This window comes from Microcella indica, assembly GCF_013414345.1.
In the GTDB taxonomy this organism is placed as follows: Bacteria; Actinomycetota; Actinomycetes; order Actinomycetales; family Microbacteriaceae; genus Microcella; species Microcella indica.
In genome coordinates this window covers 1704653-1726204 of record NZ_CP058670.1, presented here as the reverse complement: position 1 = coordinate 1726204, position 21552 = coordinate 1704653, and the positions used below count along the sequence as shown (strand labels likewise).

At 70.8% G+C, this 21552-nt stretch carries 18 protein-coding genes; 10 read left to right on the top strand and 8 right to left on the bottom strand.

Annotation, left to right across the window (positions count from 1 at the left end; all coding sequences use genetic code 11):
* The first annotated feature begins 60 nt into the window (after positions 1 to 60).
* The 6 genes from HUJ41_RS08430 (at position 61) to HUJ41_RS08405 (ending at position 8220) form a co-directional block, all read left to right on the top strand.
* The gene (locus HUJ41_RS08430) at positions 61 to 1305 is read left to right on the top strand and encodes an ABC transporter substrate-binding protein (RefSeq protein ID WP_179872194.1); all 1245 of its coding nucleotides are present in this window, start codon (positions 61 to 63) and stop codon (positions 1303 to 1305) included.
* 93 nt (positions 1306 to 1398) lie between these two features.
* Positions 1399 to 2568, top strand: a complete 1170-nt coding sequence (locus tag HUJ41_RS08425; RefSeq protein ID WP_179872193.1) for a glycoside hydrolase family 15 protein — start codon at positions 1399 to 1401, stop codon at positions 2566 to 2568.
* A complete protein-coding gene (locus HUJ41_RS08420) occupies positions 2565 to 4799 on the top strand; it encodes a glycoside hydrolase family 31 protein (RefSeq protein WP_179872192.1) in 2235 nt (744 codons plus the stop codon). Before HUJ41_RS08425 ends, HUJ41_RS08420 begins: the two co-directional genes overlap by 4 nt.
* Positions 4800 to 4825: 26 nt before the next feature.
* Positions 4826 to 6043, top strand: coding sequence for a benzoate/H(+) symporter BenE family transporter (locus tag HUJ41_RS08415; protein WP_179872191.1), 1218 nt, complete (start codon positions 4826 to 4828; stop codon positions 6041 to 6043).
* Between the two features lie 51 nt (positions 6044 to 6094).
* Positions 6095 to 6892, top strand: a complete 798-nt coding sequence (locus tag HUJ41_RS08410; RefSeq protein WP_179872190.1) for a hypothetical protein — start codon at positions 6095 to 6097, stop codon at positions 6890 to 6892.
* On the top strand, positions 6889 to 8220 hold the full coding sequence (locus HUJ41_RS08405; protein WP_179872189.1) for a GNAT family N-acetyltransferase: 1332 nt from the start codon (positions 6889 to 6891) through the stop codon (positions 8218 to 8220). The genes HUJ41_RS08410 and HUJ41_RS08405 overlap by 4 nt, the downstream gene beginning before the upstream one ends.
* Positions 8221 to 8248: 28 nt before the next feature.
* Here the strand turns inward: HUJ41_RS08405 and HUJ41_RS08400 are convergent, their stop codons facing one another.
* Positions 8249 to 10279 (bottom strand): M3 family metallopeptidase, encoded by a 2031-nt coding sequence (locus tag HUJ41_RS08400; protein ID WP_179872188.1) that lies wholly within the window; start codon positions 10277 to 10279, stop codon positions 8249 to 8251.
* 125 nt (positions 10280 to 10404) lie between these two features.
* Between HUJ41_RS08400 and HUJ41_RS08395 the strand changes: the two genes are divergently transcribed.
* Positions 10405 to 11037 (top strand): ArsR/SmtB family transcription factor, encoded by a 633-nt coding sequence (locus HUJ41_RS08395; protein WP_179872187.1) that lies wholly within the window; start codon positions 10405 to 10407, stop codon positions 11035 to 11037.
* Complete coding sequence (locus HUJ41_RS08390) at positions 11034 to 11252, top strand: hypothetical protein (RefSeq protein WP_179872186.1); 219 nt, start codon at positions 11034 to 11036, stop codon at positions 11250 to 11252. Before HUJ41_RS08395 ends, HUJ41_RS08390 begins: the two co-directional genes overlap by 4 nt.
* A 61-nt stretch (positions 11253 to 11313) precedes the next feature.
* Here HUJ41_RS08390 and HUJ41_RS08385 read toward each other — a convergent pair whose 3' ends face one another.
* The 4 genes from HUJ41_RS08385 to valS form a co-directional block, all read right to left on the bottom strand.
* On the bottom strand, positions 11314 to 11550 hold the full coding sequence (locus HUJ41_RS08385) for a hypothetical protein (RefSeq protein WP_179872185.1): 237 nt from the start codon (positions 11548 to 11550) through the stop codon (positions 11314 to 11316).
* Between the two features lie 86 nt (positions 11551 to 11636).
* Positions 11637 to 12095, bottom strand: a complete 459-nt coding sequence (locus tag HUJ41_RS08380) for a GNAT family N-acetyltransferase (protein ID WP_179872184.1) — start codon at positions 12093 to 12095, stop codon at positions 11637 to 11639.
* A gap of 9 nt (positions 12096 to 12104) precedes the next feature.
* Positions 12105 to 13406 carry an APC family permease gene (locus HUJ41_RS08375; RefSeq protein WP_179872183.1) on the bottom strand — a complete coding sequence of 434 codons (1302 nt, stop codon included), beginning with the start codon at positions 13404 to 13406 and terminating at the stop codon, positions 12105 to 12107.
* Between the two features lie 35 nt (positions 13407 to 13441).
* Positions 13442 to 16057 carry a valine--tRNA ligase gene (valS, locus tag HUJ41_RS08370; protein ID WP_179872182.1) on the bottom strand — a complete coding sequence of 872 codons (2616 nt, stop codon included), beginning with the start codon at positions 16055 to 16057 and terminating at the stop codon, positions 13442 to 13444.
* 108 nt (positions 16058 to 16165) lie between these two features.
* Here valS and HUJ41_RS08365 point away from each other — a divergent pair, with 108 nt between their 5' ends.
* Complete coding sequence (locus tag HUJ41_RS08365; protein ID WP_179872181.1) at positions 16166 to 16936, top strand: flavodoxin family protein; 771 nt, start codon at positions 16166 to 16168, stop codon at positions 16934 to 16936.
* Complete coding sequence (locus tag HUJ41_RS08360) at positions 16923 to 18164, top strand: bifunctional alpha/beta hydrolase/OsmC family protein (protein WP_179872180.1); 1242 nt, start codon at positions 16923 to 16925, stop codon at positions 18162 to 18164. Before HUJ41_RS08365 ends, HUJ41_RS08360 begins: the two co-directional genes overlap by 14 nt.
* 6 nt (positions 18165 to 18170) lie before the next feature.
* Here the strand turns inward: HUJ41_RS08360 and HUJ41_RS08355 are convergent, their stop codons facing one another.
* The 3 genes from HUJ41_RS08355 to HUJ41_RS08345 form a co-directional block, all read right to left on the bottom strand.
* Entirely contained in the window at positions 18171 to 19499 is a 1329-nt protein-coding gene (locus tag HUJ41_RS08355; protein ID WP_179872179.1) for an MFS transporter, read from the bottom strand.
* A gap of 65 nt (positions 19500 to 19564) precedes the next feature.
* Positions 19565 to 20350 carry an AfsR/SARP family transcriptional regulator gene (locus HUJ41_RS08350; RefSeq protein ID WP_179872178.1) on the bottom strand — a complete coding sequence of 262 codons (786 nt, stop codon included), beginning with the start codon at positions 20348 to 20350 and terminating at the stop codon, positions 19565 to 19567.
* Positions 20351 to 20380: 30 nt separating this feature from the next.
* Entirely contained in the window at positions 20381 to 21232 is an 852-nt protein-coding gene (locus tag HUJ41_RS08345; RefSeq protein WP_179872177.1) for a hypothetical protein, read from the bottom strand.
* Positions 21233 to 21552 lie beyond the last annotated feature (320 nt).

Genomic DNA, 21552 nt, shown 5'->3' with positions numbered 1-21552 from the left:
CCGAGGCATTCCGTATCCACCCGCACCACTGCAACCCCTATCGAAGGAGATAGCACTCACATGAAGCGCACACTCACCGCTGTCGGGCTCACCGCCGCGGCAGCACTCATCCTCGCGGGATGCTCCACCGAGCCCTCCGCGGAAGGCGACGGAGACGTCGTCGTCACGTACAGCAACTTCATCTCGGCGGGAGGCAACGAGGAGAACCTCGAGCTCATCGTCGAGGCGTTCGAGGCCGAGAACCCCGGCATCACGATCGACGTGACGACGCTGCCGTACGCCGACTACTTCACGACCCTGCAGACCGATCTCGCGGCCGGCACGATCGCCGATGTCGTCGACACGAACTACGACTTCTTCCCGCAGCTTGCGGCGAGCGGAGCGCTGGCGCCGCTCGAGGTGTCGAACGCCGGGGCCTACCGCGAGTCGCTCATCGACGCGTACTCGGTCGACGGCGTGAGCTACGGACTGCCGAGCTCGTTCTCGGCCGTCGTGCTCTACTACAACGCCGACCTCTTCGACCAGGCGGGCCTCGACTACCCGACGGCCGACTGGACGTGGGCTGACGAGCAGGCCGCCGCTGAGGCGATCACCGCGCTCGGCGACGACATCTGGGGCAGCCACCAGCCGGTCTCGTTCTACGAGTACTACAAAGTGCTCGAGCAGAACGGCGAGTCGTTCCTCAACGAGGACGGCACCGCTGTGGCGTTCAACACTCCGGGCGGCATCGAGGCGGCCGAGTGGCTCACCTCGAAGAGCGGCACCGTCATGCCGACCATCGAGCAGGGCCAGGGTTCGCCCGACTTCGACACGAACCTGTTCGTCGAGGGCAAGCTGGGCATGATGCACACGGGCATCTGGGTGTTCGGCGCCGTCGCCGACGTGCCCTTCGCGTGGGACATCGCGGTCGAGCCGGGCAACGGCACGCAGGCGAGCGCCGTCTTCTCCAACGCCGTGGGTGTCTCGGCGAACGCCGAGAACGTCGAGGCGGCCACGCTGTGGGCCGAGTTCCTCACCTCCTCGCAGACGATGGTCGACGTGCGACTCGACTCCGGCTGGGAGCTGCCGCCCATCAGCGATGAGGCGCAGCTCGCGGTCTACCTCGAGAAGGGCGACCCGGCCAACCGCCAGGCCGTGTTCGACTCGCTCGACGGCATCGCCCTCACCCCGCTCGTCGAGACCGGGCAGCAGGAGATGCAGGACATCATCACGGAGGAGCTCATCGAGGCGCAGGCCGGCCGCACGTCGGTCGCTGACGCCCTCGCGAGCGCGGAGGAGCGCATCAACGCCGTCATCGGCGGCTAGCCGCTCTCGTCAGTTCGTACCACCCTCACAGGCGGGGCTCCGAGTTCTCTCGGGCTCGGAGCCCCGCCCCTGCACGCCCCGGAAGGCTCCCGCATGACGCACGTCACCACCGACCCCAGTACGCCCCGCGGCGTCGACCTCGCCGATCTGGTGCAGCGCAGCGTCGCTCTCATCGAGCGGCTGCAGCACGACGGCGGCGCCTACCCGGCGAGCCCCACCTTCTCGGCGTACCGCGGCTACAGCTGGTTCCGCGACGGGGCGTTCATCGCCGACGCCATGTCGGCGGCGGGCTCCGTCGAGTCCGCGTCGCGCTTCTTCGACTGGTGCGACAGGATGCTCGCCGAGCGCTCCGGCGAGGTGGCCGAGATCGTCGCCGCCGAGGCCGCCGGCACGCCGTTGCCCGACGATCGCATGCTCCCCACCCGCTTCACCCTCGACGGATCCGCGGGTGACGACGACTGGTGGGACTTCCAGACCGACGGCTACGGCACCTGGGTGTGGGCCGCCGTCTCCCACGCGCGCCGCCACGGTCTGAGCCTCGAGCGCTGGGCGTCGGGCATCCGCCTCAGCGTCGACTACCTGCTCGCGACGGCCCACCGCCCCTGCTACGACTGGTGGGAGGAGCACCGCGACGAGGTGCACGTCTCGACCCTCGGCTGCATCGTCGCGGGTCTCGAGGCCGCCGCCGACGCAGACGTGCTGCCCGCGGCGACCGCAGCGCGCGCTCGCACGACCGCAGAGGAGTGCCGCGCACTCATGATCGAGCGCGGCACCCACGATGGCCACCTCGCGAAGTGGCTCGGTGCGAGCGCGGTGGACGCGTCGCTCGCCGCCGTCATCGCGCCGCTCGGCGTCATCGACGCGACGAGCACGCTCGGGCTCGTGAGCATTCGCGCGATCGACGACGCGCTCAGCGTCGACGGCGGCGTGCACCGCTACCTGGACGACACGTTCTTCGGCGGCGGCCAGTGGCCGCTGCTCAGCTGCATGCTCGGGCTCGCCTACGCGGCCGCGGGCGACCTCGACCGCGCTCGCGCGCAGCTCGAGTGGGCGGCGCGCACCGAGACCGCCGAGGGGTTTCTGCCCGAGCAGGTCGGCGACCACCTTCTCGCCCCCGATCGCGAGCATGAGTGGATCGAGCGCTGGGGGCCCGTCGCGACCCCGCTGCTGTGGAGTCACGCGATGGTCGTGCGCCTCGCGGTCGAGCTCGGTGTCGCGGGCACCGTCGACGGCCCCGCCGACGCACGAGAGGGGGCCTCGTGATCCGGCACTCCCCGTTCGGCTCCGGCCACCCGTACTCGGTCGACACCGACCAGCGCGACCCCGTCGACCCCGTGGCCGGCGAGCCGTTGACGCTCGGCGTGCGCACGAGCGCCGAGGTCGACGCTGTCGTGCTGGAGTGGGACGACGGCGGCACGGTGCATGAGCACCCTCTGACCCGCACCGAGCGGACGTCTCGCGGCCAGTCCGTCGACGGCGGGCACCTCGCGAGCGCGCAGGCGCGACTCGCGCGCGCCGCCCGCGGATTCTCCGCGACCCTCACCGACCTCGAGCCGCACCGCGCCTACCGCTACCGCTTCGTCGGCGGGCCGGGTGACTCTTCGACCAGTCAGCACACCCGCTGGTTCACCGTGCGCGTCGCCGCCTGGCGCAGCGCACCAGACGACCTCGTGGCCGCCGACGTCGCCGCGGGCCTCGTGCACGGCAGCGTCGAGGTGCTCGACGACGGCGAGCGGCTGCTGCGCGTGCGCGCCGCCCTCGCGCTCGCGCCGGGGGAGCGCGTGGCCGGGTTCGGGGAGCGCTTCGACGCACTCGACCACCGCGGCGCCGAGCTCGACTCGGTCGTCTTCGAGCAGTACAAGTCGCAGGGCGCGGAGCGCAAGACCTACCTGCCCATGCCCTTCGCGCACGTCGTCGGCGGGCGCGGCTGGGGCTTCCACGTGCGCACCTCTCGCCGCGTCTGGTTCGACGTCGGAGCCACCGCCGGTGACCGCCTGCAGATCGAGGCGGAGGTCGACGAGGCGAGCGCAGTATCCCGTGCCCTGGAGCTTGCGGCCTACACGGGCACGCCGCACGCCGTGCTCGACGCGTTCCTCGGCGAGGTCGGCCGCCCCGAGCAGCTGCCCGACTGGGTGCTGCGGCTGTGGGCGAGCGGCAACGAGTGGAATACGCAGGCCGAGGTCATGCGCCAGGCCGACGCACACCGCGAGCACGACATTCCGGTCGGCAGCATCGTCATCGAGGCGTGGAGCGATGAGAGCACGTTCCACATCTGGCGCGACGCGCAGTACACGCCGCGCGAGGATGCTGCACCGATGCGCCTCGCCGACTTCACTTTCCCGGCCGAGGGCGCGTGGCCCGACCCGAAGGGCATGGTCGACGAACTCCACGAGCGCGACGTCAGGCTCGTGCTGTGGCAGATTCCGCTGCTCAAGATGCGGCCCCACCCGCGCGGTCAGCTGCGGCACGACGCCGACGTCGCGAAGGCCGAGGGTGTGCTCATCCGCGAGCCAGGGCCCGACGGACGACTGCGGCCGTACCGCAACCGCGGCTGGTGGTTCCCGCTCGGGCTCATGCCCGACCTCACCGACGAGCGCGCGGCCGAGTGGTGGACGGAGAAGCGCCGGTACCTCGTCGACGAGCTCGGCGTCGACGGGTTCAAGACCGACGGCGGAGAGCATGCGTGGGGCCGTGAGCTGCAGTACCTCGACGGGCGCCGCGGCGACGAGGGCAACAACACCTTCCCCGTCGCCTATGCGAAGGCCTACGGCGATCTGCTGCGGCGCTGCGGCAAGGCGCCCGTGACGTTCTCGCGTGCGGGCTTCACCGGCTCGCAGGCGCACGGCGCGTTCTGGGCGGGCGACGAGAACTCCACGTGGGAGGCGTTCCGCTGGTCGCTCTTCGCGGGGCTGAGCGCGACGGCGAGCGGCGTCCTCTACTGGGGGTGGGATGTCGCGGGGTTCAGCGGCGAGATCCCGACCGCCGAGCTGTACCTGCGCTCGATGGCCGCGGCGGCCTTCGTGCCGATCATGCAGTACCACTCGGAGTTCAACCACCACCGCAGCCCGAGCCGCGACCGCACGCCGTGGAACATCGCCGAGCGCACGCGCGACGATCGTGTGCTGCCGGGCGTTCGCCGGCTCGTGCAGCTGCGCGAGCGCCTCGTGCCGTACCTCTCGGTCGAGGCGGCGTGGGCCATCGGCTCGGGCACGTCGCTCATGCGGCCGTTGTTCTTCGACTGGCCCGACGACGATCGGCTGTGGAGTGCACCGCTGCAGTGGATGCTCGGCCGCGACATCCTCGTCTCGCCGGTCACCGAGGAGGGTGCGACGGCGCACACCGCGACGCTGCCCGCGGGGGAGTGGGTGCACGCGTTCAGCGGCGAGCAGGTCACCGGCGGCGCGACCCACACGACCGAGGTGCCGTGGGACGAGGTGCCCGTCTACGTGCGGGCCGACTCCTGGCCGCGCCTGCGCGCCGTGTTCACGGAGTGAGGGTGCCACGCCCCTAGGCTGAACGCGTGCTGCAGCCGATCATCGCCGGGGTCATCGGCGCGCTCACGGGGTTCGCGAGCTCGTTCGCGCTCGTCGTCGCAGGGTTGCTCGCGGTCGGGGCGAGCCCCGAGGAGGCGGCGAGCGGCCTGCTCGCCCTGTGTATCGCGCAGGCGCTCCTCGCGGGTCTGCTGTCGTGGCGCTCGCGCCTGCCGCTGAGCTTCGCCTGGTCGACGCCCGGCGCCGCACTGCTCGTCGCGGCGGAGGGCTCGACGGGCTCGTACGGCGCCGCGATCGGCGCGTTCATCGTGTGCGGACTGCTCATCCTCGTCAGCGGCCTGTGGGGCTGGCTGGGTCGCGCGATGACGCGCATCCCGATGCCGCTCGCGGGCGCGATGCTCGCGGGCATCCTGTTCCCCATCTGCATCGCGCCCGTGACCGCGGTGCTGCAGGAGCCCCTCCTCGCAGCGCCCGTCATCGTCGTGTGGCTTCTGCTCGTGCGGTGGGCGACGCGGTGGGCGGTGCCGGCGGCGATGCTCGTCGCGATCGTCGGCGTCGTCGTCTCGGCGGGCAGCGACTGGATGCTCGGCGCGACCCTTGCGCCCGGCCTCACTCTGACCATGCCGACGTTCGACCCGCTCGTGATCGTGTCGCTCGGCATCCCGCTGTACATCGTCACGATGGCGGGGCAGAACGTGCCGGGCTTCGCGGTGCTCACGACGCTCGGCTACCGCACCGTGCCCGCGCGGCGCGTACTCGCGTGGAGCGGCCTCGCGACCGCGGTGGGCGCTCCGTTCGGCGGCTTCGCCGTCAACCTCGCGGCCCTCACGGCGGCGCTCATGGCGGGCCCCGACTCGCACCCCGACCCGACCCGTCGCTGGGTCGCCCCCATCGCGGGCGGCGCCACCTACGTGCTGCTCGGGCTCGGCGCGGGCGTCGCGACGGCACTGGTTGCCGCAGCCCCGCCGATCCTCATCATCGCGGTCGCGGGCCTCGCCCTGCTGGGAGCGTTCACGACGGGACTCGTGAGCGCGTTCGAGGCGCCCGAGACGCGGCTGACCGCGGCCGTGACGCTCATCGTCGTGGCCTCGGGCGTCGTCGTGCTCGGTATCGGCAGCGCCTTCTGGGGGCTCGTCGTCGGGGCGATCGTGCTGCTCGTCACGCGGCCGCGACAAGTGCGCGACGGGACTGTGGATGACAAGGCAGTGGATGACGGGACAGTGCACGACGCTGGGCCGCAGGAGTAGGGTCGGGGTCGCCCGCGAGCCGGGCATCCGCTACCGCACGAAGGAGCCACCGTGTCGACCGAGACCGCCAAGCACGCCCGCGACCCGCTCGTGAGCGGTGCCCGCAAGGGGGCCATCTACGGCATCATCATCTCGTTCTCGGGTGCGGCAGTCGTCGGCATCATCGCCCTCCTGGGCGGCGACTTCGGCGAGACGCAGGGCAAGATCCTGCTCACCACGGTGCTGTTCGGGGCGTTCTCGATCACGGCCCTGTGCCACCTGGCGATCGCCGATAGGGCGATGCGCATCGTCGGCGTGAGCGGACTGCTCGCGAGCGGTGTCGCCCTCGTGTCGGGCCTCGTGCTCATCTGGCGCGACTGGGCCGACTCCGATCTGGAGGTCTGGTTCAAGGTCTTCGCCGCGGCCGGCATCCTCGCCGTCAGCTTCGCGCACGCGAACCTGCTCCTGCTGCTCGCGGGGCGGCGCCGGGCCGCCATCCGCTGGGGGCTCGCGGCCACGCTCGTCGCGATCGCCGTCGTCGCGGTCATGCTCATCCTGCCGATCCTGACCGACGGCGAGTTCCCCGGCGAGGACGCCGCCGACGTGTACTGGCGCGTGTTCGGCGTCATCGCGATCCTCGACGTGCTCGGCACGGTCGTCGTGCCCGTGCTCGCGCTGTTCCTGCGGGACGGCGCGGGGCCGGCGACGCCCGCTGCTCAGGAGACGGAGGGCGTCGCGGCGCCCCTGCGTCTCCACGTGCCGGCCGACCTTGCGGAGGCGGTGCGCTCGCGCGCGGCCCAGCAGGGGAGCGACCCCGAGGCGGTCGCGCTCGATGCCCTGCGTCGGGGCCTCGCAGGCGACGACTCGTGACGGCGCGGCACAGCGCGCTGCCCCTCGACGAGCGGTCGCGCGAGGCGCTCGCCGCTGAGGGTCTGCGCTACGCGCTCGTCGACGGGGAGGACGCCGCGCAGGTCGACGCCTGGCTGCAGGCCGATCGGCGGGGCTTCCACGCCGAGACGCTCACGGAGGAGCAGCTCGCCGAGCATCGGGCGGGCCTCGCCTTCGCGCGCAGCATCGGCGTGTGGGACCCCTCGAGCGCCGACCCGGCGACACCCGTGGCCACGGTGGGCTCCTGGCGGTCGACCGTGAGCCTGGGCGCCGTGAGCGAGGGTGCGAGCATCGAGGGCTGGGCGATCAGCGCCGTGACGGTCGCGCCCACGCATCGCCGCCGTGGCATCGCGCGCGCTCTGCTCGAGGGCGAGCTGCGGGCCGCCGCGAGCGCCGGTCTTCCGCTCGCGATGCTCACCGTCTCCGAGGCGACCATCTACGGCCGCTGGGGCTTCGGGCCGGCCACCTGGGCGGCCGACTACAGCGTCGACACGCGCGCCCTGCAGTGGACGGGCCCGCGCCCGAGCGGCCGCGTCCACCAGGTGGCCCCCGCGAGCCTGCGCGCGCTCGCCCCGCAGCTCGCGCAGCGCGCGCACCGCCGCCAGACCGGCGAGGTGCCCGGCTGGGAGCACTACTGGCAGCGCATGCTCGGCCTCACGGCGGGCAGCACGCGCGCCAGCAAGCTCCGCGCGGTGCGGTACGACGACGAGCAGGGCGCCCCGCAGGGTTTCGCGCTCTACTCCCTCGCGGCCGACCCCGACGACTTCACGGCGCACACTCTCACCCTCGACTACCTGTGTGCCGCGAGCGACGACGCGCACGCGGCCCTGTGGCGCTTCGTGCTCGAGCTCGACCTCGTGGCGACGGTGCGGGCGTCGCTGCGGCCGGTGGACGAGCCCGTGCCGTGGATCGTCTCCAACCCCCGCGCCGTGCGCACGTCGGCGCGCAGCGAGCACCTCTGGCTGCGCATCCTCGACGTGCCGGCGAGCCTGACCGCCCGCCGCTACGCGCACGCCGACACGGTGCTGCTGCGTGTCGACGACCGACAAGGCTTCGCGCACGGCGACTGGATGCTCGCCACGAGCCCCGACGGCACCGCCACGGTGACTCCTGCCGACGCCGACCCCGCACCCGAGGCGGCGGTGGTGCGCCTCGGCGTCGACGTGCTCGGCACCCTCCTGCTGGGCGGCGCGCCCGTCGAGTCGCTGCGCGCAGCCGCGCGGCTCGTCGAGGAGCGCCCCGGCTCGGCGGCCCGCCTCGACGCGCTCTTCCGCACGACGCGCTCCCCGCACCTCAGCATCTGGTTCTGAGGGCGCGGCAGGCGCTGCGGCGGCGCCCCTACTCGGTGAGCCCGCGGCGCTGCAGCAGCGGCTCGATGACCGCGTCGCGGCCGCGGAACTCGCGGTACGCCTCGAGCGGGTCGCGCGTGCCGCCGATGCCGAGGATGTGCTGCCGGAACCGGTCGCCGTTCGCCCGAGTGAGCCCGCCGTTCTCGCGGAACCACTCGACCGTGTCGGCGTCGAGCACCTCGCTCCAGATGTAGCTGTAGTAGCCGGCGTCGTAGCCGCCCGAGAAGGTGTGGGCGAAGTACGTCGACGAGTACCGCGTGGGCACGGCCGGGTTGTCGAGGCCGACGCGAGCCAGGGCATCCGCTTCGAAGGCGGCGACGTCGGTGACGGCCTCCGCCTCCTCGGGGCTCAGCCGGTGCCACGCCTGGTCGAGCAGGGTCGCCGCGAGGTACTCGGAGGTCGCGAAGCCTTCGCCCCAGGTCTCGCTCGCCCTGATGCGGTCCAGGGTCTCGGCGGGGATCGGCTCGCCCGTGATGTGGTGCACGGCGTAGTCGTTCACGATCTCGGGCCAGAGCATCCACATCTCGTTGACCTGGCTGGGGAACTCGACGAAGTCGCGGTACACGTTGGTGCCCGTGAAGTGCGGGTAGGTGACGTGCGCGAAGAGGCCGTGCAGGGCGTGCCCGAACTCGTGGAAGAACGTGTTCACCTCGTCGAACGTCAGCAGGGTCGGCTCGCCCGCGGCGGGCCTCGGCACGTTGAGGTTGTTGACGACGATCGTGGGATGCTCCAGCAGGGTGTTCTGCCCGATGAGCTCGTTCATCCACGCGCCGCCGCGCTTGCTGTCGCGCGTGTAGAGGTCGAGCAGGTAGAGGCCCAGCTCGGTGCCGTCCTCGTTGTGCACCTCGAAGACGCGCACGTCGGGGTGGTAGCCGACGAGGTCGGCACGCTCGGTGAACGTGATGCCGTAGACGGCGGTCGCGGCGGCGAAGACGCCGCGCTGCAGCACGCGCTCGGCCTCGAAGTACGGTCGCAGCGCCGCCGTGTCGACGTCGAACTCGGCGGCGCGCACCTTCTCGCTCCAGTAGGGCCAGTCGTGCGCCTCGATCGGGTGACCCGCGAGGGCCTCGAGCTTCGTCTGCTCGGCGCGCGCGTTGCGGGCTGCGGCGGGGGCGAGTGTGGTCAGCATCGCGGCGATGTTCTCGGGCGTCTTGGCGGTCTGGTCGGCGGCGACGAAGGCGGCGTGGCTGTCGAAGCCGAGCAGGCGGGCCCGCTGCGCGCGCAGCCGCACGATCTCGAGCAGCACCTCGCGGTTGTCGTGGTCGCCGCCGTGCGTGCCGCGGGAGCGTGACGCGGCCATGACGCGCTCTCGCACGTCGCGATTCGTGAGGGACGACAGGTACGGATGCCCGGTCGGCAGCACGAGCGTGATGAGGTAACCAGACTCGAGCCCGCGGTCACGTGCCGCGGCCTCGGCCGCCGAGATCTCTCCCTCGCTGAGGCCGTCGAGCTCCTCGCGCGTGGCGACGTGCACCGCGAGCGCGTTGGTGTCGGCGAGCAGGTTCTTCTCGAACTGTGTGGTCAGGGTCGAGAGTCGACCGTTGAGGGCGCTCAGCTGCGCCTTCTGCTCGTCGTCGAGGCCCGCGCCGGCGAGCGTCATGCGCGTGTGGTGGCGCTCGACGAGGTATCGCTGCTCGTCGGTGAGGCTCAGCTCATGCCGCTGCTCGTGCAGCTGGGCGATGCGCCAGTACAGGGCGGCGTCGAGCATGATGGCGTCCTCGTGCGCGGAGAGCAGCGGGGCGAACTGCTCCTCGAGCGCGTTGGTGGCGTCGCTCGAGTCGGCGCTCGACTGGTTGAAGAAGACCCGCAGCACGCGCGCGAGCAGCTGACCGCTGCTCTCGAGCGGCACCATCGTGTTCTCGAACGTCGGCATGTCGCGCTTCGCCGTGATCGCGCGAATCTCGCGCAACTGCTCGTCCATGCCCGCCTCGATCGCCTCGGCATAGTGCCGCTCCTCGATCTCGGCGAACGGCGGCAATTGGTAGGGGAGCGTGCTGGGGGCGAAGAACGGGTTGGTCATGCGGACAGCCTAGAGCCGCGCATCCGTGGCTCTCGTGAGGGTGCGCCCGCCGTCCCGCAGTATGCAGAGACATGATTGCAAAGAAGTGCTTGCAAACAAGTGTTTGCATTGCTAGAGTCGTCAGCATGACAGCCAGCGCGCACGATCCCGAGACTCGCATCGCCGATCTCGATGGTCTCAAGGCGCTTGCCCACCCGCTGCGTGTGCAGATCATCGAGGCGCTCTCCACCTACGGCGCCCAGACGGCCAGCGGGCTCGGTGAGCGGCTCGGCGAATCCAGCGGGTCGACGAGCTACCACCTGCGGCAGCTCGAGAAGCACGGCTACGTGCGCGAGGTCGCTGACCGCGGCACCGCGCGCGAGCGCTGGTGGGAGCGCGTGCCCGGCGCCATCCAGATGGGCAGCCCCGAGCTCGACGGGAGCGAGGCCGGTCGTCAGGCCAGCCGCGTCATCATGCGCGAGTGGCTGCATCACCGCGAGGCCGGCGTGCGCGACATCGTCGAGCGCGGCATGACCGAGCTGCCCCCGCGCTGGCGCGACGCCACCAACCTCCAGTCGGCCAGCGTTCACGTGACCGCCGAGCAGCTCGGCGAGCTCAATGAGCAGATCGTCGCGCTCATCACCGAGTTCGCCCGCGAGCACCGCGGCCAACGGGTCGTCGGTTCTCGACCCGTCCAACTGCAGTACTTCGCGTTTCCCGTGCTCGATGGGCACGAGATCACCGAATCTGACGACACCGAGGAAGAGACAGCACGATGACCACCATGACCCTCACCGCCGCGGACTGCTGCGCGCCCCGTGCTCGCCGTCTGCCCATGCTGCGCCGGCTCGTGCTCTCCACCGGGCTCGCGCTCGTCGCGTGGAGCCGCAGGCCCGTGCGGCGTCGCAGCCACGAGGAGCAGGCGCGCAGCATCCGCACCGAATCGATGCGCCAGCAGGCGGCGGCACCGTTCCGCTACGGCGCAGCGCAGTAGGAGAACGGCGCAGTGCAGTAGCGGACCACACGAAAGTGCGACAGTAGTCGCGGCGGATGCCTCAGCGGGGCGTGACGCCGTCCGTGATCTCGACGACGCCGTCGTGGGACTGGCGGATGACCGTTCCATCGTCGAGCTCGACGACGGGTTGCCCCTCCAACCACGTGAGGGTCCAGCGCCACAGGCTCGTGTCTCGACCGAAGAGTTCGCCCTCCACGGAGCGCACGGCGGCGCGAACGTCAGGGTTCAGGCGTGCGGGCGGTTCGGCACCGACCGACCAGCGGGTTCCGAGCTGCATGGCTCAGGCCTCCTAGCAGGTGCTGCCGAGCAGGAGCTCGCCAGCAGGGGTTCGCGTACGGGTGGGTCGCGGTGGCGCCCCCGATGCTACCCGCTCGTCTCCCGCTCGTAGGTGACCCACGTCGTGCGCGTCGCGAGACGGTCGTAGGCCCGCTGCGCGCGCTCGTTGTCGGCGGCGGTGATCCAGCGCAGCGTTCCGCCCCCGTTCGCTGAGGCGTGGTCGGCGACCGCCTCGAGCAGCGCGGTGCCCACGCCCGATCCGCGATGGGCAGGGTCGGCGAAGAGGTCGTCGAGGAACCAGCCGGGCCCGGCGAGGAACGTGTCGGGCTGCATGCGCACGTGCGCGAAGCCGACGATCGCACCGTCGACCTCGGCGACGAACGCCGTGACCGGATGCTCGGGGTCGAGTATCCACGTCCACACGCCGTCGAGCACGGCGCCGTCGAAGTCGGTCTCGTAGAACACTCCGTACGCCGTGAACAGCTCGCGCCAGCGCTCCGCGTCGCCGGGGCTGGCCTGTCGAATGGTGATGCTGCTCTCGCTCATCCTCGCAGGCTACTCGGCGCGAGCGTGTCGCACGACGAGCCACTGACTGAGGAAGAGCGCGGCGCCGATGACGCTCGCGACGAGCAGGGTGAGAGGGTCGCGCCCGATCGTCACGATCGTGAAGGCGCCGAGGATGAGGCCGTCGAGCACGATCGTCGCCACGAGGGGCCAGGCGTGCGCCCCTGTGTCGCCCCGCAGACGCCGCAGAACCCCCCATTGCACGGCGATGTCCATCGTCAGGTAGAGGAACACGCCGAGGGAGGCGATCTGCCCGAGGTCGAAGAGCGCCGTCACGACGATCGCGAGGCCCGCGGTGATGAGCAGCGGCTGCTGCTCCTTCCACCGGTTGCCGCGGGGCACCTGGCCCATGTCCTGCAGCATGGCGAAGAGCCGTGAGACCGAGAAGAGGTTGGCGAGCAGCGCCGAGGCGGTCGCGATCACGGCGATGCCGACGGTGAGCGCGACGCCGGCCTGCCCGAACAGCGGGTCGGCCGCGCGCGCGAGCGCGAAGTCGCGCGCCTCGACGATCTCGGGCACGGTGAGGTTCGCGGCGACGGCGACGGTGATGAGCGCGTAGAGGCCCGCGCAGATCGCGATGGCGAGCACGATCGAGCGGGGCAGGTTCTTCTTCGCGTCGCGCAGCTCGGCGCCGTGATTGGTGATGGTCGTGAAGCCCTTGTAGGCGAGCACGCACAGTGCCACGCCCGCGACGATGCCGAGGAGGCCGGGGTCGCCCGACGACCCGCCGTCTCCCTCGCCGCCGCTCGACGCGCCACCGCCCGACGCCACGACGGTGCCGATGATCCCGGCGATCGCGAGGGTCGCGATGCCGACGATCTTGATGACGGCGGTCGCGGTGGCGGAGCGCTCGACGAACCGGTTGCCGACGATGTTGGCGATCGCGGTCGCCGCGATGAGCACCACGCCGAGCAGGGGCACGAGAATCGCGGAGTCCTGGAGGCCGAACGGCTGCAGCAGGTACGTGCCGAAGGTGCGGGCGATGAGGCTCTCCGCCACGACCATCGACACGTACATGAAGAGCGAGAACGCCCCCGCGATGACGCCGTTGCCGTAGGCGGCGCGCAGCAGCATCGCGATGCCGCCGGAGGTCGGGTTCACGGCGGAGTATCGCGCGTAGGCGTGCGAGCTGAGTCCCACGACGACGGCCGCGGCCAGGAACACCCACGGGAAGACCTCGCCCGAGACCTCGGCCACCTGCCCGACCAGGGCGAAGATGCCCGCTCCGATCATGACGCCCGTGCCGAGCGATACCGAGCCGATGAGGGAGATCTTCTGGTCGTCGCGAGTCATGGGCGCGAGCCTAGCGGAGGCTCGCCGGGGCGCACTCAGGCGCGCTCGGGTGCCTCGCCGAGCTCGATCGCGGTGATCTCGATCGAGTCGCCCTCCATGATGTCCAGCACGTCGATGCGGCCGACGGCCTTGAGGTCGCCCGCCGCCTCGGCGAGCAGCATGGGCGCCGAGAGGGTCGCGTGGGTCACCGGGGTCTTCTGCGACACCTTCGCGTCGGTCTTGGCCCGACGGATGCCGATGAGCGCCTCGGAGACGAGCGGCAGCAGCCCGGTCGGGCTCTCGCTGCTCACCTCGTCGGCGGTCGGCCAGGCGGCGACGTGCACGCTGCCGTCGTGCGTCCAGCTCCAGACCTCCTCCGTCGCGAACGGCAGCACGGGCGCGAAGAGCCGCACGAAGACGTCCATGGCCAGGTGCAGCGCGGCGACGGCGCTCGCCTGGCCCTCGGCACCCTGCGCACCGTAGGCGCGCTCCTTGACGAGCTCGAGGTAGTCATCGGTGAAGGTCCAGAAGAACTGCTCGGCCACGTCGAGCGCTCGAGCGTGGTCGTACTCGTCGAGCGCCTTCGTCGCGACGCGCACGACCTCGGCGAGCGAGGCGAGCAGGTCGCGGTCGAGCGGCTCGGTGATCGCGCTCGCGCCGAGAGCGTCGATGCTGTCCACGCCAGCGGGCGCTTCGAAGGAGTGCACGAACTTGGCGGCGTTCAGCACCTTGATGGCCAGGCGGCGGCCGATCTTCATCTGCTTGGGGTTCTGCGGGTCGAAGGCCGCGTCGGTACCCAGGCGCGAGGAGGCCGCCCAGTAGCGCACGGCGTCGCTGCCGTGGTCGTCGAGCATCGCGGCCGGGGTCACGACGTTGCCCTTCGACTTCGACATCTTCTTGCGGTCGGGGTCGACGATGAAGCCCGAGATGCCCGCGTGCTTCCACGGCACGGTGCCGTGCTCGAGCTCGGCACGCAGCACGGTCGAGAACAGCCAGGTGCGGATGATGTCCTGCCCCTGGCTGCGCAGGTCGTAGGGGAAGACCAGGTCGAACAGCTCGGGGTCGTCCTCCCACTTGCCGGCGATCTGCGGCGTGAGGCTCGAGGTCGCCCAGGTGTCCATGATGTCGACCTCGCCGATGAAGCCGTTCGGCTTGCCGCGCTGGGCCTCGTCGAACCCGGGGGCGGGCATCGAGGAGGGGTCGACGGGCAGCTGGTCCTCGGTCGGCACGATGGGGTCGCCGGTCTGCTCGCCGTCGGCGTCGAGGCGGTACCAGACGGGAATCGGCACGCCGAAGAAGCGCTGCCGCGAGATGAGCCAGTCGCCGGAGAGCCCACCGACCCAGTTCTCGTAGCGCACGCGCATGTGGTCGGGGTGGAACGCGACCTCGCGCCCGCGCTCGAGGAGGCGCTCGGCGAGCTGCTCGTCCCGCGCGCCGTTGGCGATGTACCACTGGCGAGTGGTCACGATCTCGAGCGGCTTGTCGCCCTTCTCGAAGAACTTGACTGGGTGGCTGATCGCCCGCGGCTCGCCCTTGAGGTCGCCCGACTCGGTGAGCAGTTCGACGATGCGCGCCTTCGCACTGAAGACGGTCTTGCCCGCGAGCTCGGCGTAGGTCTCGGCCGCCGCCCCCTCGATGCCCTGCGGGGGCTCGGCCAGAATGCGGCCGTCCTTCCCGAGGATGGGCCGCAGCGGCAGGTCGAGCTCGCGCCACCACACGACGTCGGTCACGTCGCCGAACGTGCACACCATGGCGATGCCCGAGCCTTTGTCCTGCTGCGCGAGGCGGTGCGCCACGACGGGCACCTCCACGCCGAAGAGGGGCGTCGTCACGGTCGTGCCGAAGTACGGCTGGTAGCGCTCATCATCGGGATGCGCGACCAGGGCCACGCAGGCGGGAATCAGCTCGGGGCGCGTGGTCTCGATCTCGATCGTGCCGCCGTCGCCTGTCTCAGAGTTCGCCGTGTGGAACGACACCCGGTGGTACGCCCCGGGCATGTCCTTGTCTTCGAGCTCGGCCTGCGCGACGGCCGTGCGGAACGTCACATCCCAGAGGGTCGGCGCGTCAGCGCGGTACGCCTCACCGCGCGCCAGGTTCCGCAGGAAGGCGCGCTGGGCCGCGCGTTGCGCGTCATCGCCGATCGTGCGGTACGTCTGGTCCCAGTCGACGCTGAGGCCGAGGGTGCGCCACAGGTCTTCGAACTGCTTCTCGTCCTCGACGGTGAGGCGCTCGCACAGCTCGATGAAGTTGCGGCGGCTGATGGGCACCTGGTCGGCGGCCTTGGAGGCCTTGTTGTCTCCGCCCTCGAACGGCGGCGTGAAGCCGGCGTCGTAGGGGAGCGTGGGGTCGCAGCGCACGCCGTAGTAGTTCTGCACGCGGCGCTCGGTCGGCAGGCCGTTGTCGTCCCAGCCCATCGGGTAGAACAGGTGCCGGCCGCGCATGCGCTGGTAGCGGGCGGCGAGATCCATGTGGGTGTAGCTGAAGACGTGGCCGATGTGCAGCGAGCCCGAGGCGGTCGGCGGCGGGGTATCGATCGCGTAGACCTGGGCCTTGCCGGCCGCGAGTGCGGCATCCCGATCGAAACGGTAGATGCCCTGCTGCTCCCAGACCTCACCCCACTTCGCTTCGAGACCTTCGAGGGCGGGCTTGTCGGGGAGGGATGCAGGGCTCATCGAAAACGTCTCGTCTCGCTATAGGCGGCACCGTGTCAGAGGTAAGGGTGCCTGAGTGTGGGTTGTGACTCCATGGTAACGGGATGCGCTGGGGGCTACCGTCGAGGCATGCCCGACTCCCCGCAGCCCTCGGCCGTCCCGTCCCCGCCCGCTGACTACGGCGACCTCCGCGCCGTCTACGTCAACTGCACCCTCAAGCGCAGTCCCGAGCTCAGCCACACGCAGGGCCTCATGGATCGCAGCATCGCGCTCATGCGCAGCCAGGGCGTGAGCGTCGACAGCCTGCGGCTCGTGGATCACACCGTGCCGCCGGGCGTGTACCCCGACATGCGCGAGCACGGCTGGGAGGCGGACGAGTGGGTCGAGCTGTGGCCGCGCGTGCGCGAGGCCGACATCCTCGTCGTGGGCACACCGATCTGGCTCGGCGAGGTGTCGTCGCAGCTGCGCGTGCTCATCGAGCGCCTGTATGCGATGAGCGGCATGACGAACGAGAGCGGCCAGTACGTCTACTACGGCAAGACGGCGGGGATGCTCGTCACGGGCAACGAGGACGGCGTCAAGCACTCCGCCATGTCCACGCTGTACGCCCTGCAGCACATCGGTTGCACGATCCCGCCCGCCGCCGACGCCGGGTGGATCGGCGAGGTCGGGCCCGGCCCGAGCTACCTCGACGAGGGCTCGGGTGGGCCCGCGAACGACTTCACGAACCGCAACATGACGTTCATGACGTGGAACCTGCTCCACACGGCTCGTCGGCTGAAGGACGCCGGCGGCATCCCCGCCTACGGCAACGTGCGCGAGCAGTGGGCAGAGGGCGAGCGCTGGGGCTTCGACGCGAACCCCGAGTACCGCCAGCCGGGCGACGATGCTCGCGGTTGAGTTCCCGGGTTCCGCGGGGCACGGCCTCGCGGCCCGACTCGAGATGCCGGAGGGCGAGCCGCGCGGGTACGCCGTCTTCGCGCACTGCTTCACGTGCTCGAAGGATTCGAAGGCGGCCTCCCGTATCGCGCGCGCCCTCACGGGCAGCGGCATCGCGGTACTGCGGTTCGACTTCACGGGTCTCGGCGACTCGGATGGCGACTTCTCGAATACGAACTTCTCCTCCAACATCGACGACCTCGTGGCGGCGGCCGAGTACCTCGAGCAGGAGCACCGCGCACCCACCCTGCTCATCGGCCACTCCCTCGGCGGTGCGGCCGTGATCGCCGCCGCTGAGCGCGTGCCGAGCGTGCGCGCGGTCGCGACGATCGGCGCCCCGAGCGATCCCTCCCACGTGACGGCCCTCTTCGATGCGGCGCGGGAGAGCATCACGACCGAGGGCGAGGCCGATGTGCAGCTCGCGGGCCGCACCTTCCGCATCCGCAGACAGCTGCTCGACGACCTCGCGGGGCAGCGTCAGCACGAGCGCATCGCCGGCCTCGACCGCGCGTTGCTCGTGCTGCACGCACCCCTCGACGAGATCGTCGGCATCGACAACGCGCGCGAGATCTTCGAGGCGGCTCGGCACCCCAAGTCGTTCGTCGCGCTCGACGGCGCCGACCACCTCCTCACCGACGCGGCCGACTCGGCGTTCGCGGCGTCGATGATCGCGGCATGGGCGGCGCGCTATGCGCTGGATGCCCGTGCCCACGCAGCCGCGGAGGCTCCGGCTTCCTCACCCGGCACCGTGACAGTGTCGAGCACGACGTCGGGCGCGTTCACGCAGTCGGTCACGGCGGGCAGCCATCGGTTCCTCGCCGACGAGCCCGAGCCCATCGGCGACGACGCCGGGCCCTCCCCGTACGACCTCGTGCTCGCCGGGCTCGGCGCGTGCACGTCGATGACGATGCGCATGTACGCCGACCGCAAGGGCATCCCGCTCGAGAGGGTGACGGTCATGCTGCGGCACGAACGCCGCCACGTCGACGACTGCGCAGAGTGCGCGAGCGACGCCGACGCGGAGTCAGGTTCGCGATCGGGCATGCTCGAGCACATCGCGCGTGAGATCACCATGACGGGTGATCTGAGCACTGAGCAGGTCGAGTCGTTGCGCGTCATCGCCGACAAGTGCCCCGTGCACCGCACCCTCGCCGGCGCGGTGCACGTGGCGACATCGATCGTCGGCTGAGTCCCGCTAGTCGTTGCCGGCGGTCGCCGCGGCGGGAACCGCTGCAGGCTCGTCCTCGTCCTTGTCGACGCGGATGCGCACCGCGATGAGTGCGCTCACGAGCGTGATGAGCGACATCGCCGCGAGCACGATGCCCGGGTGCCACCAGGCGTTGCCGGTGACCTCGCCGATCGTGAACGTGAGGGCGGGCACGAAGCCCGAGATCACGGCCGCGATCGAGTAGGCGAAGCCGAGCGCCGAGTAGCGGTACCGCTCGTCGAACATCTCCGTGTAGATGCCGCCGAGCGCCGCCCAGCTCATGGTCGGCAGGATGCCGCCGATGATCATCATCGCCACGAGCACGCCGAAGTCGGCGAACTGCAGGAAGTAGTACAGCGGGAAGGCGACGAGGAGGGTGCCGAGGGCGCCCCAGGCGACGACCGTGCCCGAGCCGATGCGCGTCGCCCACGCCCCGAACAGCGGAATCGTCACGAGCTGCAGCAGTCCGCCGATCGTCGTGGCGATGAGCAGCTCGTAGTACTCGAAGCCGAGCTGCGCCACTCCGTAGTTGATCGTGTACGTGTTCATGAGCGAGTACGAGCCGATGCCGAGCAACGCGACGCCCACGGCGACGATGATCGAGACCGGCTGCGCGCGCAGGAGGGCTGCAATCGGCACGCGCGGTCGGCGCTCGGTCGCCGCGACCGCCCGGAACACGGGCGTCTCGGTGACGGTGATGCGCAGGTACAGCGAGACGAGCAGCAGCGGGATCGCCGTGAGGAACGGCAGGCGCCAGGCCCACTCGCTGATCTGCTCGTTGGTGAGGGCGAGGGTCAGCCAGATGAAGGCGGTGGCGGAGAGGATCGAGCCGATCGGCGAGCCCAGCTGGGGCATCGCGGCGGCGAAGGCGCGCTTCGTGCGCGACTCGTGCTCGGTCGCGATGAGCACCGCGCCGCCCCACTCGCCGCCAAGGGAGATGCCCTGCAGGAGGCGCAGCAGCACGAGGAGAACTGCGCCGAACCAGCCAGCCTGCTCGAAGGTCGGCAGGACGCCGATGAGGCCCGTGGCCACGCCCATGAGGGTGACGGTGACGATGAGCGTCGTGCGGCGCCCGAGCCGGTCGCCGAGGTGGCCGAAGAGGATCGCGCCGACCGGGCGGATGACGAAGGCCAGCGCGATGGAGAGGAACGCCGCGAGCGTGCCGCCGAACCCGCCGAGCGGGTCGAAGAACAGCGGCCCGACGAAGAACGCGGCAAAGTACGCGTAGATGTAGAAGTCGTACGACTCGAGGGAGGTTCCGACGAGGGATGCCCAGCGCGCGCGACGCGCGATGCGGGGATCGGAGGGTGCTGCCACGGCTGCCGAGGTGGAGGCCGTGACCGAGGGGGACGTGGTTGGCGCTTTGCCACGAGAGTTGTCAGTCACAAGTAGTCGAGCGTATCGGCTGGCGCGTTCATTCCCGAGTCGGCGGTCACTGCGGCGCGAGCGGTCGCTCCGGGGAGCGCGTCGATGAGTTCGCGGAAGGCGTCGCTCGGGCTCACATCGACGGCATCGGCGAGAGTCGCACTGAACCGTGTGAAGGCACGGAGCGCCTCACCGTGGTTGCCAGCGGCGATGTGGAGGCGCACGAGAGCGACGTGCGCGGTCTCGCGCAGCGGCTCGTCGCGGATCGCCGACTGGGCGGCGTGCATGGCCAGGTACGGCCGCGCGTCTCGCGAGAGCGAGGCGACGAGCGACTCGAGGGTCTCGGCCCGCATGAGGCGCCACTCCTCCGCCTCCTCGAGCGCCCAGTCGTCGTAGAAGTCGGGCAGCAGCTGCAGGCAGAGAACGGCGATCGTCGATCGCGTCTCGCCGGCGGTCGCGGTCGTCGGCTCGGCGGCAGTGTCGAGAACGTGGTCGGCGAGCACGCGAGCAGAGCGATAGTCCACGGTGCACCGCGGGTCCAGGCCGACACCGCCCGCGCTCACGAGCAGCACCGTACGGGTGACGGGGTCGATCCGGGTGAGGGCGGCGCGCAGCCGCACGGCGCCGAGCGAACTCGACGCATCCGGCCAGAGAGCACCCGCGATCGCGGCGCGCGAGATGATGCGCGACCGCAGCGCGAGCAGGGCGACGAGGCGTTGTGTGCCTGCAGTGCTCGCGACCGACGCGCCGTCCGCCGTCCTCACGTCGAACGACCCCAGCAGCTGCAGTGCGATTCCGGTCATGAACGACCTTCCCTGCGCCGAACGCTAGCGCTACTCCCTGCGCGCCTGCACAGGCCGGCGCGCACGGAGGAGGCCGACGCCGGCGAGCACGAGTGCGAGAGCGAGTCCGCCGAGGGCTGCGTGCACGGCGGTGGGGCCAGTCTCGGCGAGGACGTCAGCGTCGTCGGCAACGGTGTCGTCGCCGGTGCCCTCGTCGGCGACCTCATCGTCGGTGTCCGCGGGCAGCACGAGAGTCGTGATCTGCGTCGAGCACACCAGGAGGGCGCCGCCGCCGTTCACGCTGTTGTTGCACTGGTTGACCGTCACGGGCAGGGCCGAGCTCGTCGTCGACGTTCCGACCGTGCAGTTCATGCTGACCTGCGTGCCGCCGTTCATGCTGTCGTTGCACTGCGTGATGGTGGCATCGGTCGTCGCTTGCGCGGGATCGCAGGCGGAACCTGCCGGTAGCGGCAGTGAATCGAACGAGTTGTTGCACTGATTCACCGTGGGTGCACTCGTCGTGCCCTCGCCCGTGATGGTGTTGATCATCTCGACGCTGCAGTGCAGCGTGCCACCGCCGCCCTCGCCGCTGTAGTTGCACTGCTCCACCCGTTCCGTGAGAACGTCGAAGCTCTGCACGGTCGGCTCGCCGGCGCACGTGGTCACCGTGTTGGCGGCGCCGCTGCAGACGAGCGTCGTGACGGTTGAGCTCTCGGCTCTGGTGTCGAGGTTGAGGAAGTTCTCCACCGTCACCTGGCAGTTCGCCCCTTCGCCGCCGACGTTGAAGGCGCTCTCGCACTGATCGAACGGCGCGGCGAGCGCCGGCGAACTGACTCCGCCCACGCTGAGCAGGGCGCCCGCCAGCACCGCGATGCCCATCATGCTCATCGCTCTCGCGAGCATCGATGGTGTGTGGCGCTGAGTGCTGGTCACTGTTCCCCCGAACGGCAAAGAAAGCGCAGTCCCCCCGCGCATCCTTCAGAATGCGCCCCCGTGCGTGACGGGAGCGTGACGGCAGCGTGACGATGCTCGCCACCCGAGCGAGGGCGTTCGGTTTCCGCACGTCGCCGGTGCCCTACCATGGAGGCATCGACTGCGATCCGGCCATCACCGGGGAGTCCTCGGAAGAACCCTCACCGCAGGTGGGGTACTAGACCCGAGCGGGGCAGGCCCGTCACAGCCGCAGATGAGGGGCCCGAGCATCCGGTACCGCACGTGCGAGA